The organism is Actinomadura sp. NPDC000929, from assembly GCF_040492065.1.
GTDB classification, from domain to species: Bacteria; Actinomycetota; Actinomycetes; order Streptosporangiales; family Streptosporangiaceae; genus Spirillospora; species Spirillospora verrucosospora.
Window position 1 is genome coordinate 67,486 of the sequence record NZ_JBEUPA010000002.1, and the last position, 13,902, is coordinate 81,387.

Sequence of the window (13,902 nt, forward strand, 5' to 3'; positions counted from 1 at the left end):
CCCACCGACAACCCGCACCGTGCCGCCAGGCAGGCGAGGCGATTCCGTCGCTGTGCCCTCCCCCGCCGGGCCAGAGGCCAGGCGGAGGAGGGCACTGCGATCGACACAGCCTGCGGCTACTTGGTGATCTTGATGGTGTCGAGGCCGGCCTCGATGAGGCTGCCGGTTCCGTTGTCGGCGGCCTCGGCGACGATGCGGACGGTCTGGCCGGCGTAGGCGGAGACGTCCGCGGTCTGCGTCTGCCAGGAGCCGGCGCGGTTGGCCGCCGCTCCGGCCTGGTCGAGGACGGTCGTGGAGCCGTTCGGCCCGACGACCCGCACCCGCAGGTAGTCGTCGGTGGAGCTGTTGTTCAGGTGGGCGAGGTACCAGGAGAACGACAGCGTCTTCGAGCCGGCGGGCAGCGCGATCGCGGGCGACTGGACGGTGGTGGTGCCGCCGTCGAGGTCGTAGGTCCCGGCGTCGGTTCCGGCGGCCGCGCCCGTCACGAGCGCGCCGCTGCCGCTCGCGGCGGCGAGCTGCAGGTTGGTGCCGGAGTAGCTGGTCGGCTGCGGGGTGCCCCGCTCCCAGCGGCCCGCGGTGGCGGTGTCGGTGCCGTTCGGGTTGGTCGTCCAGCCGGTGCCCGATTCGAGGTCGTCGGTGAAGACGGTGTCGCCGGGCGGTTCCGTGGTGCCCCCGTCGCCGCCGAGCGTCCAGACGGCGTGGGCGATGGCGTCGGCGTTGCGGTCGAGGGCGGTGTCGTCGATGTTGGACGTGGTGTCGCAGGACGAGTGGTAGCAGCGGTCGAACGCGACGCCGGCCTGGCCGCCCCACAGCTGCGCCTGCTGCGTCGTCTTGCGTCCCTCGGCGCCGGTGAACAGGCCTCCGGCGGCGATCCCGTACCGGATGAACGGCCCGTAGTCGGAGCGTCCGTCGAACGCGGTGTCCTGGACGGGCACGTTGATCGACTGGAAGTGGGCGCGCAGCGTCTGCTCGATCTCGGCGGATCCGGCGGGGCCGCCGCTGCCGCTGGAGCCGTCGCCGTCGTAGGCGAAGTAGCCCGGGTTGGGGGAGCCGACCATGTCGAAGTTCAGATAGCCCTTGATCTTCGACCGCTCGGTGGAGGCGAGGTTGTTGACGTAGTTGGTGGAGCCGACGAGGCCGAGCTCCTCGGCGCCCCACCAGCCGAACCGCAGGTGCCGCTTGGGCGCGTACTTCTCGCGGGCGATGGTGAGGGCGATCTCCAGGTTCGCGGCCGAGCCGGAGCCGTTGTCGTTGATGCCGGGCCCGGCCGTGACGCTGTCGAGGTGCGCGCCGGTCATCAGGACGTTGTTCGTGTCGCCGCCCGGCCAGTCGGCGATGAGGTTGTAGCCGGTGGAGCCGTTGTAGGTGAACGACTGGACGCTGGTCTGGTAGCCGGCGGCGTCCAGCCTGCCCTTCACGTAGTCGATCGAGGCGCGGAAGCCGGGGCGGCCGTGGGCGCGGTTGCCGCCGTTGGCGGTGGCGATGCTCTGCAGCTGGGACAGGTGCGCCTTGACGTTGGCGAGCGAGATGTCGGGGGCGGCCAGCGGGGCGGGCGCGGCCGCGGCGCCGGACGGGGCGAGCAGGGCCGACGCCGCGAGGGCCGCCGCGCCCAAGCTCGCGATCATGCGCGATCTCATGCGTTCCTCCAGGTAGGGCGCGGCCCGCGACGGGGGAGCGGGCCCCGTCGCGGGCCGCGGGCGGGGGGCGGTCAGGCCTTGGTGATGGTGACGTTGTCGATGCCGGCCTCGACGAGGCTGCCGGTTCCGTTGTCGGCCGCTTCGACGAGGATGCGGACGGACTGGCCGGCGTAGGCGGACAGGTCGTACGTCGCCGTCTGCCACGCCCCGGCCTTGTTGGCCGCGGCGCCGCTCTGGTTCAGCACGGTGCTCGACCCGTTCGCGCCGACGACGCGGACGCGCAGGTAGTCGTCGGTCGAGCTGTTGTTGAGGTAGGCGAAGTTCCAGGAGAACTTCAGCGAGAGGGTGCCGCTCGGCAGGCTGATCGCCGGCGACTGGACGCTGCTGACGCCGCCGTCGAGGTCGTAGGTTCCGGCGTCGGTTCCGGCGGCCGCGCCCGTCACGAGGGCGCCGCTGCCGCCCGCGGCGGCGAGCTGCAGGTTGGTGCCGGAGTAGCTGGTCGGCTGCGGGGTGCCCCGCTCCCAGCGGCCCGCGGTGGCGGTGTCGGTGCCGTTCGGGTTGGTCGTCCAGCCCGTCCCGGACTCGAAGTCGTCGGAGTAGACGGAGCCGGGCTGGCCCTGCCCGACGGTCAGCGTGTAGGTGGCCGTGCGGTCGACGGACGCGCCGTCGGCGAGCACGGTCAGCCGGTAGGTGCCGTCAGCGGTCCCGGCCGGGACGGTGACGGTCATCGTGGACGACTGCCCCGAGGTGATCGTGGATGGGGAGAACGTCGCGGTCGGGCCGGACGGGCTGCTCGTCGCCGACAGCGAGATCTGCTGGGCGGTGCCGCCCGTGGTCTGGGTGGCGACCGTGGCGGTCGCCGTCCCGCCCGCCTGGGCGCTGCCCGAGCCGGGGCTCAGCGTGACCGAGAAGTCGTTCTGCTGGGTGCCGCAGGCCGCCTCGCCGCTCTGCGCGGGAACGTTGATCGCGCTCCACGCCGCCTTCACCGCGTTGCACTCGGTGGCCGAGCCGGGGAACAGCTGCAGCGCCGCGTTGATCGTCTCGACGCGGGCGCGGGCGTGGCTCCAGCTCGTCACCTTGCGGTTCAGGCCGCCCATGAAGATCTGGCCGGCCTTCTGGATGCCGATGCCGGTGACGGTGGAGTTGTTGCAGGTGGGGCTGGTCGGGTTGCCGTTGCTCGGGTTCGAGCCCTCGGCGAGCAGGTAGAACCAGTGGTTCTGCGGGCCGGCGGCCGCGTGCACCTCGGTGCTGGGGATCGAGGACGAGTAGCAGTTCGGGTCGCCCAGCGCGGACGGGTTGTACATGTTGCGGATAGGGCCCTGGCCGACCAGGTCGACCTCCTCGCCGACCAGGTAGTCCGGCGGGTCGAGGGTGGCGGGCTCGTTCATGTAGTGCTCGGTCAGCGCGCCGAAGATGTCGCCGGCCGACTCGTTCATCCCGCCCTTCTCGTTCCCGTTGCCGCCGCTGTCGCCGCCGGGCGTGGTGGTGAAGACGGCGTGGCCGTTCTCGTGGCCGACGACGTCGACCGAGGTGGCCTGCTTGGTGCCGGCCTGGTTGTGGCCGAAGTTGGTGTAGCTGCCGTTCCAGTAGGCGTTGACGTCGCTCAGGCCGACGCGGAGCGGGAAGCCGCCGCCGCTGCCGTTGATGCCGTTGCGGCCGAGCCAGGAGCCCAGCATGTCCCATTCCTTCTGGACGGCGTAGAGCGCGTCGACGCAGGCGGTCTCCAGGTCCGTGCCGCTGCCGCTGCCCCAGGCGCTGTCGGTGCCGGTGTAGGCGGAGCCGTTCTGGCCGCCGCACCGGATGCCGGAGCGCTGCGGGTCGGTCATGGACGTGGCGGCGGTGCTGAGGTCCACGGTGCCGTGGTAGTAGCTGCGGTCGTCGGCAGCGTCCCGGACCTCGTCGTAGGTCTTGACGACCTTGCCGCTCTTGGCGTCGACGAACACGTGCAGCTTCGTCGGGGCCTTCTTCTGGGTGCCGCTGACGACGGTCTCGTAGACGAGCCGTCCCGCGCCTTCGGCGAGCACCGTCAGGCGGGGCGTGGAGGCGGTCTCGACCTTGGACACGCGGGCGCGCGAGGTCCTGGCGGCCTCCGCCTCGCCGACCGATGCCCTGGTCGACACGTCGAGCGTGCGGGTCTGGTCGACGGAGGTGCTCAGCACGCCGCCGCTCGCGTTGGTGGTGACGACGAAGTCGCCGCCGTAGACGGGCAGGCCGTCGTAGGTGCGCTCGTAGGCCACGTACTGGAGGCCGCGCAGGCCCGAGGTGACCCCGCGCCGGACGATCTTGTCCTTGGGGGCCTTCTTGAACGCGGCGGGCTTCGCCGCGACCAGGCGGTCGGCCGAGGCGGCGGCGACGGCGCGGGGGTCCGGCTTGGCCGGGGCGCCGGGGGCGGTGCGGGGTGTCGCACCTGAGGCGGGCGAGGACATCGCCACGGCGAGGCCGACGGACAACGCCGCCGCCCCGATCGCGGTCTGGTGTCGCACGGGGGTGCTCCTTCCACGTGCCGGGCGGGCGGAGGGGGTGGGCACGTGGAGGCCCTTGTAAGAGCGCTCCATGAACCGCCGCCCGCCCGGCGGGGGGTTTGGATGGGGGACTCATCCGGATGAGCTGACCCGAAGTGCACCCTGGTTGGAGAAAGGTGTCAATAAATCCATTTGGTTCTGGATTTTCAATCCTGCCGGGCGCCTCTCTGAAATCCATTGAATTCCGTGGCGGAGCAGCGCGAACGGGCCGGGCCGGGAGATCGGCCCGGCCCGGCGGGCAGGGAACCGCGAGGGCGGCGCGCGCGTTGAGACGCCGGCCGCCCGGCGGGGTCGGTCAGGGGGCGATGCGGCGGCAGAGCCAGGAGAGCGCCAGGGGGTAGCGGTAGTCGATGCCGCCGTGACCGGCGTCGAACAGCTCGAAGTGGATCGCGTCCTCGGCGACGCCGGCGTCGAGCAGCGCCCGGTGGAACGCCTGCGCGCCGATGTCGAGGTACCACTCGTCGCGCGTGCCGCCGTCGATCCAGATCGCCCGCTGCGAGCGCATCGCCTCGGCGTGCTCCGGCACCATCCGCACCGGGTCCCAGGCGAGCCAGCGCTCCCACACCCGCGGCCGGAGCACGCCGGTGACCGGGTCGAACGGCAGCTCGGGCGTGCCGTCCTCGCGCGCGGAGTAGCACGCGGCCATGCCGAGGATGTTGAGCAGCTCCATGTCCTCGGGCTTGGTGAACGAGGTGCGGCCGTTGAAGTCGTCCCACCAGCGCAGGATGTCGCCGTCGTACTTGCGCAGGTGCCGGACGCACTTGGGGAACTCGGTCAGGTAGCAGTACTCGAACAGGGCGTCGCCCGCGTGCGTCGCGAGCGCGCCGAACAGGTCGGGACGGAGCATCGGCGTGATCATCGCGCCGTAGCCGCCGCTGGACTTGCCGCTGATCGCCCGGTGCTCGGGCGCGTCGAGCGTCCGGTAGTGGCCGTCCACCCACGGGACGATCTCGTCGCAGATGTAGGAGTGGTAGCGGCCGGTGCCGGGGGAGTCGACGAACTGGCTGCCGCCGTGCGCCGTCCAGGCGTCCACGAAGACCACGATCGCGGGCGGTGCCTCCCCGGAGGCGAACACCTCGTCGGCCGTCTCGGGGAAGGGCCGCCGGTAGGGCGTCCGGTTCCGCCAGATCCCGACATGGCCGGTGAAACCGGTGATCACGTAGACGCTGGGGTAGCGGCGGTCGGGTTCGTCGTCGTAGCCCGGCGGTACGTACACCAGCACCGGCCGCTCGTGCGGGTCGTCCAGCGGGTTGCCGCGCAGCAGCTCGCTGCTGACGACGTGGTCTTCGAGGCGGCCGGCGAGATCGGCGGACCACGGCTGCATTGCGTACTCCCTCGTCGCAAGCGGATGATCACCTTGACGCTAACCCATGGCCGGGACGGCGGGACGGGGCCGCCGCCGGGCGCGGGTGTCACAACGCGGCCGCGTTCTCCGTCCCTCTGGGGAAGGAAGGGGACAGATATGACCGACAACGCCGCACTGCTGCGGGACCTGCACCGTCCGGGCGAGCCGCTGCTGCTGCCCAACGTGTGGGACGCGGGGAGCGCGAAGATCGTTCAGGAGGCCGGGTTCCCGGCCCTCGCCACCGCGAGCGCCGCCGTGTCCGCCATGCTCGGCTACCCCGACCACGAGGGGGCGCCCGTGGAGGAGATGCTCGCCGCCGCGGAGCGCGTGATCCGCGCGGCGACCGTCCCCGTCACCGTGGACGCCGAGGCCGGGTACGGGCTGCAGCCGGGGGAGCTGGTCGAGCGGCTGCTCGCCATCGGCGCGGCGGGCTGCAACCTGGAGGACACCTACGCCGGGGAGCTGGCCGAGCCGGAGGCGCAGGCGGAGTACATCGCGGCCGTCCGGGAGGCGGCCGGCGACGCCCTGGTGATCAACGCCCGCGCCGACACGTTCGTGGCGAAGCTCCCGGACCCGGTCGAGTCCGCGATCGCGCGGGGACGGCTGTACCTGGAGGCGGGCGCCGACTGCGTGTACCCGATCGCGGCGCCGCCGGACGCCGTCCCGGCCCTGGTCAAGGGGATCCCGGGCCCGGTCAACGCGAACAACTTCCCGGGCACGTCGCTCGCGGAGCTGGCGGAGATGGGCGTCGCGCGCGTCTCCTACGGCCCGATGCCGTACCTGCGCGCGCTGGACTCCCTGAAGGAGTTCGCGGGCCGTGTCCTGGCGATGGAGAATCCCTACGCCTGACCGGGCCGCCCGCCGCACGGACGTTCGGCCTCGGCCTCCGTGCGGGCCGCGTGTGAGGGCGCTCTCTTCCCGGGCGCCTTGCAAGTGCGCACTTACGATGGCACAGTGAGACGAAATTCGACTCGTTGTATCAATCGTGGGCGCAGGCGCGAGCCCGTACGGAGGTGGGGCCGGCATGACCGCGACCGTGGAGGAGACGCCGCCGAAGGTCGTCCTGGACTCGATCAGCGGGGTGGCCCTGGCCGCCGCCGCGTCCAACGTCGTCATGCAGCTCTCCCGCCTCCCCATCGGGCACGGCGTCGCGGAGAGCACGGTCGACAGCGGCCGCGTCGACAAGCACCCGGTCAAGCGGGCCCGCACCACGCTCAGCTACATCGCCGTCGCCATGCTCGGCACCGAGGCCGAGCGCGAGGCCATGCGCCGTGAGGTGAACCGCGCGCACCGGCACGTCCGCGCGAAGGAGCCCGTCGCCTACAACGCGTTCGACCGCGACCTCCAGCTGTGGGTCGCCGCGTGCCTCTACGTGGGCGTCGAGATGATCTACACGATGCTGTACGGGACGCCGTCGCGCGACCAGGCCGCCGACCTGTACCGGCACGGCGCCCGCTTCGGCACCACCCTCCAGGTCACCCCGGACATGTGGCCGCCGGACCGGGACGCCTTCGAGGACTACTGGCGGGCGGGCCTGGCGAAGATCGAGATGGACGACGTGACCCGCGGCTACCTGCGCGACCTCGCCGAGATGCGCTTCCTGCCCGCGCCCGTCCACCGGACGTTCGGCCGGTTCCACCGCTTCCTGACGATGGGCTTCCTTCCCCAGCCCTTCCGCGACGAGCTCGGCTTCCCGTGGACGCCCCGCGACCAGGCGCGCTTCGACCGCTTCGTCCGCGTGCTGGCGGTGAGCAACCGGGCCCTGCCGCGCCCGGCCCGCGAGTTCCCCTTCAACCTCTACCTGCGCGACGTCCGCCGCCGCCTCAGGACCGGGCGCCCGATCGTCTGACCCCCCGGCGCCCGGGTCAGCGGCGCGCCGTGATGCGACGCCCCTCCGGAGGGCCGCCCGTCCGTCGAGGAAGTCTCCATGCTGGGCGCCCTCGCCCGCGTCCCCTGACTCGCCGGCTCAGGCGCGCGCCTTGGTCACGGCGGTGACGAGCTCCTCGACGTCCGCGAGCGTGGTGCGGTGGCTGATGACGCAGGCGCGCAGGGCGGCGCGCCCGTCCAGCCGGACGGGGCTGATCCACGCTCGCCCGCTCCCCACGACCGCGCGGGCGAGCGCGTCGTGGCGCTCCCACGTCCTGTCGGCCGGGTCGGCGAAGCACACGACGGGCAGCGGGGTGTCGTTGACGATCTCCCAGCCCGCGGCGGCGAGCCCCTCGCGCAGCGCGTCCGCCAGGCCGGCGTCGCGTTCGAGCTGCTCGGCGTAGCCCGCGCGGCCCGCGACGGCGAGGCTGAGGAACAGCTTGAGCCCCATGAACCGCCGCGACCACTGCTGGCTCGACGTGTAGGGGTCGACGGTGCCGTGGATCTCGTCCGGCATGTAGGACGTGGTGACCCGGAAAGTCTCCGCCAGGCCGCCGGCGTCCGTGCCGAGCAGCGCGCCCGCGCCCATCGGGACGCTCAGCCACTTGTGCGCGTCGAGCGTGATCGAGTCGGCGCGCTCGATGCCGTCCAGCGCGGGCCGCAGCCGGTCCGACAGGGCCGCGGCGCCTCCGTAGGCGGCGTCCACGTGCAGGCGGAGGCCGCGGTCCGCGCAGAGGTCGGCCAGGTCGTGCAGCGGGTCGATCGCCCCGGCGCCGGTGGTGCCGGCGGTCGCGACGACGAGGAACGGCAGGTCGCCGCGCGCGCGGTCGGCGGTGACCAGCTCGGCCAGCCGGGCGGCCTCCATCCGCAGCCCGGGCCCGGTCGGGACGAGGCGCACGGCCTCCCGCCCGATCCCGGTCGCGTGCGCGATCTTCAGCCAGGCCAGGTGGCTCTCGGCCGACGCGTACAGGACCGGGCGGCCGGGGAGCGCCCGCAGCCCCTTCTCGCCGTACTCGGGCCAGGTCCTGGTCAGCGCCAGCAGCACGGCCGTCAGGTTCGCCTCCGCGCCTCCGCTCGTGAACGACCCGGCGACCCGCTCCGGCGGGTAGCCGAGCCGCCCGCCCAGGAACCGCAGCAGGTGCGCCTCCATCTCCGCGGCGGCGGGCGCGTGCGACCACGCGGCCAGCTGAGGGTTGAACGCCGCCGCGAGCGTCTCGCCGACCACGCCCATCAGCGTCGGTGTCGGGTTGAACAGCCCGAAGTACCGGGGATGCGTGGTGTGGACGGTGGTCGCCCGCAGCAGCTCCGCGACCCCGTCGACCGCCTCGCGGGGCGGGACGGGACGGGTGAAGTCGTACGCGCCGATCGCCGCGCGCAGCTCCGCCACGTCCACGGGGGCGCTCACGTCCCGTCCGGCGATCCGTTCGCGCTCGTCCCGCAGCAGGTCGACGACCTGCCGCCACACGCGCTCGGCCGCTTCGGGGGGCGGGTCGAAGGAGGCTCGTCCAGAGGGGAAGTCGTCCATGCGTCCGAGCCTGGCGCGCGCCGCCCCCGGCCCCAAGTGGCAGAAGTGACCATCACCGCTAAATTAGTGACATGCACACACTCGCCGTCGCGGTCACCGAAGGGGTGCCGATCTTCGAGCTGGCGATCCCGTGCGAGGTGTTCGGGTACGAGCGCCCGGGGCTCGCCGACTCCTGGTACGACTTCCGCCTCTGCGCCGCCCCCGGCACTCGCACCGCCGCCGGGTTCGTCCCGCAGACCGGCCACGGTCTCGACGCGCTCGCCGACGCCGACACCGTCGTGATCCCCGCCTGCGCGAGCGTCGTCGACGAGCAGCCGCCGGACCTGGTCGACGCGGTCCGCGCCGCGCACGGCAACGGCGCCCGCATCGTCTCGCTGTGCACGGGCGCGTTCGTCCTCGCCGCCGCGGGGCTCCTGGACGGGCGCCCCACGACCACCCACTGGATGCACGCGGGCCAGCTGGCCGCCCGCCACCCGAAGGTGCTGGTGGACGCGTCCGTCCTCTACATCGACGACGGCGACGTTCTGACCAGCGCGGGCACCGCCGCAGGGCTCGACCTGTGCCTGCACGTCGTCCGCAACGACCACGGCGCCGCCGTGGCGAGCGCCCTGGCCAAGCGCCTGGTGATGCCCGCGCACCGTCCCGGCGGGCAGGCCCAGTACATCGCCGCGGCCGTCCCCCCGGCGGACGCGGACGAGCTGGGCCCGCTCCTCGACTGGGCGCGCGAGCGGCTGCACGAGCCGCTCACCGTCGCCGCCCTGGCGCGCCGCGCCAACGTCACCACCCGCACGCTGATCCGCCGCTTCCACGCCGCGACCGGCACGACCCCCATGGCGTGGCTGCGCGGCATCCGCGTCGACCGCGCGCGCGAACTCCTGGAGACCACGTCCCTCCCGGTCGACCAGATCGCCGAGTGCTGCGGCCTCGGCAGCCCGGCCAACCTCCGCCACCACTTCACCCGGGCGGTGGGCGTCCCGCCGACCGCCTACCGCCGCGCCTTCGCGCCCGTCCCCTGACCCGTCCCGCGCCGGGACGTCACGGTTCGAGCGCTCCGACGATCGCGATCTCCACCGGGGAGGCGGCCGCCGGACGCTCGACGCGGAGGGGCCCGGCGGGGGACAGCTTGGGCTGCGCCATGAAGCGGGGGTGCTCGCCGAGGTGCGGCTGCCCGGCGTGGACGAGGAAGGGGTGGCACAGGTAGACGTCGCCCGCGCGGCCCGTGGCGAGGGCCGTGGGGCGGTGGGCGCTGGCGGCGTCCGCGCGCCGGGCCAGTTCGCGCGCGTCCAGGCCGTCCTCGCCCTCGGGCGCCAGGACGCGGGCCGTGTCGCGGTGGGAGCCCGGGCGGAGGCGGGTGGGAGCGTCGTCCTCCCCGACGTCGGAGAACAGGAAGAACATCTGCAGGGCCCGGTCCTTCGACGCGATGTTCGCGCGCCAGGTCATGTAGTCGCCGGCGAGGGAGCCGGGGCCGGGGAAGCTGACGTCGACGTGCCAGCCGTCGACGACCGACGCCTCCGGGGAGGGGAAGCGGACGACGAAACCGCCGAGGCTCGTGCGCGGCGCCCAGCGTCCCGGCCCCACCAGGGCGTCGAAGGCGGCGTGCAGGCGCGGGGTGTTGGCGGCGGCGGCGAAGGGCGGCTGCGCGTAGTCGGGGCGCGAGGCGATGTTCGGCCACGTGGACGGGTCGCCGGGGTCCGCGTCCAGGTCCCGCCATACGGCCTCGCGGCATTCGTCCGCGAGGGTGCGGGGGAACGCGGCCTCGACGTGGACGAAGCCGTCGGCGACGAAGGCGGCCATCTGCGCGTCGGAGAGCATGAGCCCACGATGGCCGCCTCGGCGGCGTCGCCGCCAACGGTTTATCCGGGATCAGAAGACCGGGGCGCCGTCGCGGACGAGCCTCCAGTTCCCGACGTGGAACGTGGCGGGGTCGATGGTCCCCGCGGCGGACGCGTACTCGACGATCGCCTCGCGGATCGCCACCTGCGCGTTGTAGACGACCGGCGCCGCGGCGACGTGGGGGAAGCCGCCGCCGCCCGACTGGCGGTAGTTGTTGACCGCGACGACGAACTTCTGGTCGTCGGCGACCGGCGCGCCCTCGTAGGCCAGGCCGGTGATGCGCGAGCCCTCCGGCTTGGCGATGTCGACGTCGTAGGTGACGCCGGAGAACTGGTCGTAGTTGTAGTCGGGGCGGTTGTTCGCGTTCGTCCACGAGGCCGGGTCGACCGGGGCGCCGGGGTCGACCTGCTTGAAGTACCGGGCCGAGTACTCCAGGTACGCCTTGATCTGGGAGCCCGTCAGGATGCTCGCCAGCAGCGTGTTGTCGTAGATGTAGAGGCCCGCGATGTCGCGGATGGTGACCTTGCCGGCCGGGAAGGTCGCGGCGCGGCTGAACGGCGCGGCGATCGAGACGACCGGCAGCGACGCGTTCTCGGTGCCCGCGACCGCCTCCCTGACCTTCGCGGTCTGCACCTGGTGGACGTAGTCCAGGATCGCCGTGTCCTTCCAGCACGACTCCGCCGCCGACATCTCCTCGGTGGAGGTGGCGACCTCCTTGTTGACGTAGGCGACCACCGCGTCGTGCTGCTTCTTGACGAGGGTGACGAGCGCCGGGTCCTCCTCGACGGTGTTGCTGTTGACGGTCGTCGCGGACTTGCCGGTGACCGTCCAGCGGCCCCGCTCGTGGACGAGGGTGAGGTCGAAGACCGACAGGCGCTGGCCCCAGCACTTCGGCTCGCTCATCACGACCGTCCGGCCGGTGGCCTTGTTGGTGACGAACCGCTCGGGGATCTCCAGGTGCGCGTGCCCGAACAGGATCGCGTCGATGCCCGGGACCTGCTCGGCGACCAGGGCGGCGGCGTTCTCGACGGGCAGGGCGTCGCCGTAGGACGAGGTGCCGCTGTCGCCGGAGTGGGCGCTGACGACGACCACGTCGGCGCCCTTCGCGCGGATGACCGGGACCCAGCGCCGGGCCGTCTCCACGAGGTCCAGGAAGTCGAGCCTGCCGGAGACGTTGGCCTTGTCCCAGATCGCCACGCCCGGGTTGGTGAGGCCGAGCAGCCCGACGCGGATCGGCGGGTGCCCGGGGACCCGCATCGTCTTGATCATGTACGGCCGGTAGGCGGGGCGGCGGGTGCCCGCGTGGAGGGCGTTGGCCGCGAGCACCGGCGCGTCCATCTGCTCGATCCACCGGTTCAGGAACGGGATGCCGTAGTTGAACTCGTGGTTCCCGAGGGCCACGGCGTCGTAGCCGACGGCGTTCATCTGCCGCGCCATCGGGTGGGTCGCGCCCGTCCTGGTGATCGGCTCGACGGAGGCGTAGTAGAAGCCGAGCGGGGTGCCCTGGAGGGTGTCGCCCGCGTCGAAGAGCAGGGTGCGCTCGCGGCCGCGGTCGGCGCGGATCTCGTTCACCAGGCTCGACACGCGCGCCAGCCCGACGACGTTGCCGCCGCTGTCGCTGTACTCGGCGTCCTTGTAGTAGTCCCAGTCGACGGCGTGGCTGTGCAGGTCGGACGTGCCCATGACGGTGATCGTCACGGACCGGCCGCCGGCCGCGGCCCGCGCGGAGCCGGGCCATCCGGCCAGGGCCAGCGCGCTCGCGGCGGTGAGACCGCCGAGGACCTGCCGGCGGCTGACGTCCGGCACGCGGCACGAGCACCAGCGGGGCTCGGGGGCCTGGGGACTGTGGCGGTCCGGATTCTGCATGGCGCTCTCGTTCCTTCGGCGGAGGGGACGGCAGAACGATAGAGGCGCAGCTCACGATCGCTTTCGGCGAGATCCTCCGATCCTTGGACGGGTTCGTTGGCAGTCCTTGTGCACGGCGCCTGACCTGGGTCTATCTGATCTTGTGCCTGAGACGTGCGGACACCGCCCCGCGGCGGCCGGTAGCGTCCCACGGGCCAAGATCAACTCGACCGATCGGAGCTGTCCTTGCGGACGCGCGACAGGAAGACGACGGGAACCTGGCGGAGGATCGCCTGCGCGGCGGTGCTGGCCGGCGGGACGGTGCTGGTGGGCGGCGCGGTCGCCGCCCCGGCGGCGCACGCCGGCGAGCCGCCGCCCACCCCGAAGATCATCGGCGGGACGCCGGCCGACCAGGCGTACCCGTTCATGGCCTCCTTGGAGTACGAGCGGAACGGCAACCCCGACTCGCACCGCTGCGGTGGCGGGCTCATCGACAAGGAATGGGTGGTCACCGCCGCCCACTGCGTGACCCAGGCCGGCCAGAACGGGGCGCCCTTCTCGGTGATGGATCCGGGGCTTTTCCATGTCCGGGTCGGATCCGGTGACCGGACGCAGGGCGGCAGCATCGCCAGGCTCAAGGGGATCGTCGTCCACCCCGGCTACCGGTCCCTGGACGATCGTTCCGAGGGCAAGGACATCGCGCTCCTGCACCTCGACACCGCGGTGCCGCAGGCGCCCGTCCGGCAGGCCACGACCATCCCCGCTCCCGGGACGCCCGTCCGGCAGATCGGCTGGGGCTACACCTCCACGAGTGACGGCGATCCGAGCCGACTGCCCGTGCTGCTGCAGCAGCTCGACACGAAGGTGATCTCGCCGACCACCAAGAAGTGCCAGGTGGACGCGAACGGCGACGATTCGTGGGGCTACCGCGACCACGACATCTGCACCGACAATCCCGAGGGCGTCCGCGGTCCCTGCGGCGGCGACTCCGGCTCGCCGCTGCTGATCAAGGTAAAGGGCCGCTGGGTCATCACCGGGGTCGACTCCCGCGGCGTCGGTGACGTCTGCGGCGAGACGCCCGACCTGTACACCAGCGTCGGCCACTACCACCGGTGGATCGCCGGCGTCATCGGCTGATCTCGTCCTGCGCGAACGCCCGGCCGGGCTGTGCCCGGCCGGGCGTTCCGTCGTATCGGGGGTACCTCGTTTGCTGGGACGCGTGTCCGAAACCCGGCCGTCCGCGTGGTGTGGCCTGCGTCACAGTGGCGATCGGATGTCCCAGTAGCTAACCGCTTGAACGGCTTTGTGGCCTTTAAGTCACTATTGCCG

The 13,902-nt window shown here is 72.7% G+C and carries 10 protein-coding genes; 4 read left to right on the top strand and 6 right to left on the bottom strand.

The annotated features are described in order from the left end of the window. Window positions 1-116: 116 nt before the first annotated feature. The 3 genes from ABWI04_RS01130 to ABWI04_RS01140 all read right to left on the bottom strand — a co-directional run bounded on the left by ABWI04_RS01130 (window position 117) and on the right by ABWI04_RS01140 (window position 5,483). Window positions 117-1,625: a M28 family peptidase gene (locus ABWI04_RS01130; RefSeq protein ID WP_353831050.1), complete on the bottom strand. Its 1,509-nt coding sequence runs from the start codon at window positions 1,623-1,625 to the stop codon at window positions 117-119. Window positions 1,626-1,708: 83 nt separating this feature from the next. Further along, window positions 1,709-4,120 carry a M4 family metallopeptidase gene (locus tag ABWI04_RS01135; protein ID WP_345185132.1) on the bottom strand — a complete coding sequence of 804 codons (2,412 nt, stop codon included), beginning with the start codon at window positions 4,118-4,120 and terminating at the stop codon, window positions 1,709-1,711. A 334-nt stretch (window positions 4,121-4,454) separates the two neighbouring features. Beyond that, entirely contained in the window at window positions 4,455-5,483 is a 1,029-nt protein-coding gene (locus ABWI04_RS01140) for an alpha/beta hydrolase (RefSeq protein ID WP_353831051.1), read from the bottom strand. A gap of 138 nt (window positions 5,484-5,621) precedes the next feature. On the opposite strand from ABWI04_RS01140, the gene ABWI04_RS01145 reads away from it, so the two are divergent. Together ABWI04_RS01145 and ABWI04_RS01150 are read left to right on the top strand one after the other, a co-directional pair. After that, entirely contained in the window at window positions 5,622-6,353 is a 732-nt protein-coding gene (locus ABWI04_RS01145; RefSeq protein ID WP_345185127.1) for an isocitrate lyase/PEP mutase family protein, read from the top strand. A 175-nt stretch (window positions 6,354-6,528) separates the two neighbouring features. Next, a complete protein-coding gene (locus ABWI04_RS01150; RefSeq protein WP_353831052.1) occupies window positions 6,529-7,353 on the top strand; it encodes an oxygenase MpaB family protein in 825 nt (274 codons plus the stop codon). Between the two features lie 117 nt (window positions 7,354-7,470). On the opposite strand, the gene ABWI04_RS01155 is transcribed toward ABWI04_RS01150, so the two are convergent. Continuing rightward, window positions 7,471-8,895 carry a pyridoxal phosphate-dependent decarboxylase family protein gene (locus tag ABWI04_RS01155; protein WP_353831053.1) on the bottom strand — a complete coding sequence of 475 codons (1,425 nt, stop codon included), beginning with the start codon at window positions 8,893-8,895 and terminating at the stop codon, window positions 7,471-7,473. A 71-nt stretch (window positions 8,896-8,966) separates the two neighbouring features. Here ABWI04_RS01155 and ABWI04_RS01160 point away from each other — a divergent pair, with 71 nt between their 5' ends. Further along, window positions 8,967-9,911, top strand: a complete 945-nt coding sequence (locus ABWI04_RS01160) for a helix-turn-helix domain-containing protein (protein WP_353831054.1) — start codon at window positions 8,967-8,969, stop codon at window positions 9,909-9,911. 19 nt (window positions 9,912-9,930) lie between these two features. Here the strand turns inward: ABWI04_RS01160 and ABWI04_RS01165 are convergent, their stop codons facing one another. Both ABWI04_RS01165 and ABWI04_RS01170 read right to left on the bottom strand, forming a co-directional pair. Continuing rightward, the gene (locus ABWI04_RS01165; protein ID WP_353831055.1) at window positions 9,931-10,707 is read right to left on the bottom strand and encodes a phytanoyl-CoA dioxygenase family protein; all 777 of its coding nucleotides are present in this window, start codon (window positions 10,705-10,707) and stop codon (window positions 9,931-9,933) included. A 51-nt stretch (window positions 10,708-10,758) separates the two neighbouring features. Then, on the bottom strand, window positions 10,759-12,594 hold the full coding sequence (locus ABWI04_RS01170) for a bifunctional metallophosphatase/5'-nucleotidase (protein ID WP_353831056.1): 1,836 nt from the start codon (window positions 12,592-12,594) through the stop codon (window positions 10,759-10,761). A gap of 225 nt (window positions 12,595-12,819) precedes the next feature. Here ABWI04_RS01170 and ABWI04_RS01175 point away from each other — a divergent pair, with 225 nt between their 5' ends. Continuing rightward, the gene (locus tag ABWI04_RS01175; RefSeq protein WP_353831057.1) at window positions 12,820-13,710 is read left to right on the top strand and encodes a S1 family peptidase; all 891 of its coding nucleotides are present in this window, start codon (window positions 12,820-12,822) and stop codon (window positions 13,708-13,710) included. The last annotated feature ends 192 nt before the right edge of the window (window positions 13,711-13,902 follow it).

Excerpts from the sequence above, each read along its gene's own strand:
- ABWI04_RS01150 (WP_353831052.1), top strand. The coding sequence starts at position 6,529 with ATGACCGCGACCGTGGAGGAGACGCCGCCGAAGGTCGTCCTGGACTCG.
- ABWI04_RS01160 (WP_353831054.1), top strand. The coding sequence starts at position 8,967 with ATGCACACACTCGCCGTCGCGGTCACCGAAGGGGTGCCGATCTTCGAG.
- ABWI04_RS01140 (WP_353831051.1), bottom strand. The coding sequence starts at position 5,483 with ATGCAGCCGTGGTCCGCCGATCTCGCCGGCCGCCTCGAAGACCACGTC.
- ABWI04_RS01145 (WP_345185127.1), top strand. The coding sequence starts at position 5,622 with ATGACCGACAACGCCGCACTGCTGCGGGACCTGCACCGTCCGGGCGAG.
- ABWI04_RS01170 (WP_353831056.1), bottom strand. The coding sequence starts at position 12,594 with ATGCAGAATCCGGACCGCCACAGTCCCCAGGCCCCCGAGCCCCGCTGG.
- ABWI04_RS01155 (WP_353831053.1), bottom strand. The coding sequence starts at position 8,895 with ATGGACGACTTCCCCTCTGGACGAGCCTCCTTCGACCCGCCCCCCGAA.
- ABWI04_RS01165 (WP_353831055.1), bottom strand. The coding sequence starts at position 10,707 with ATGCTCTCCGACGCGCAGATGGCCGCCTTCGTCGCCGACGGCTTCGTC.
- ABWI04_RS01130 (WP_353831050.1), bottom strand. The coding sequence starts at position 1,625 with ATGATCGCGAGCTTGGGCGCGGCGGCCCTCGCGGCGTCGGCCCTGCTC.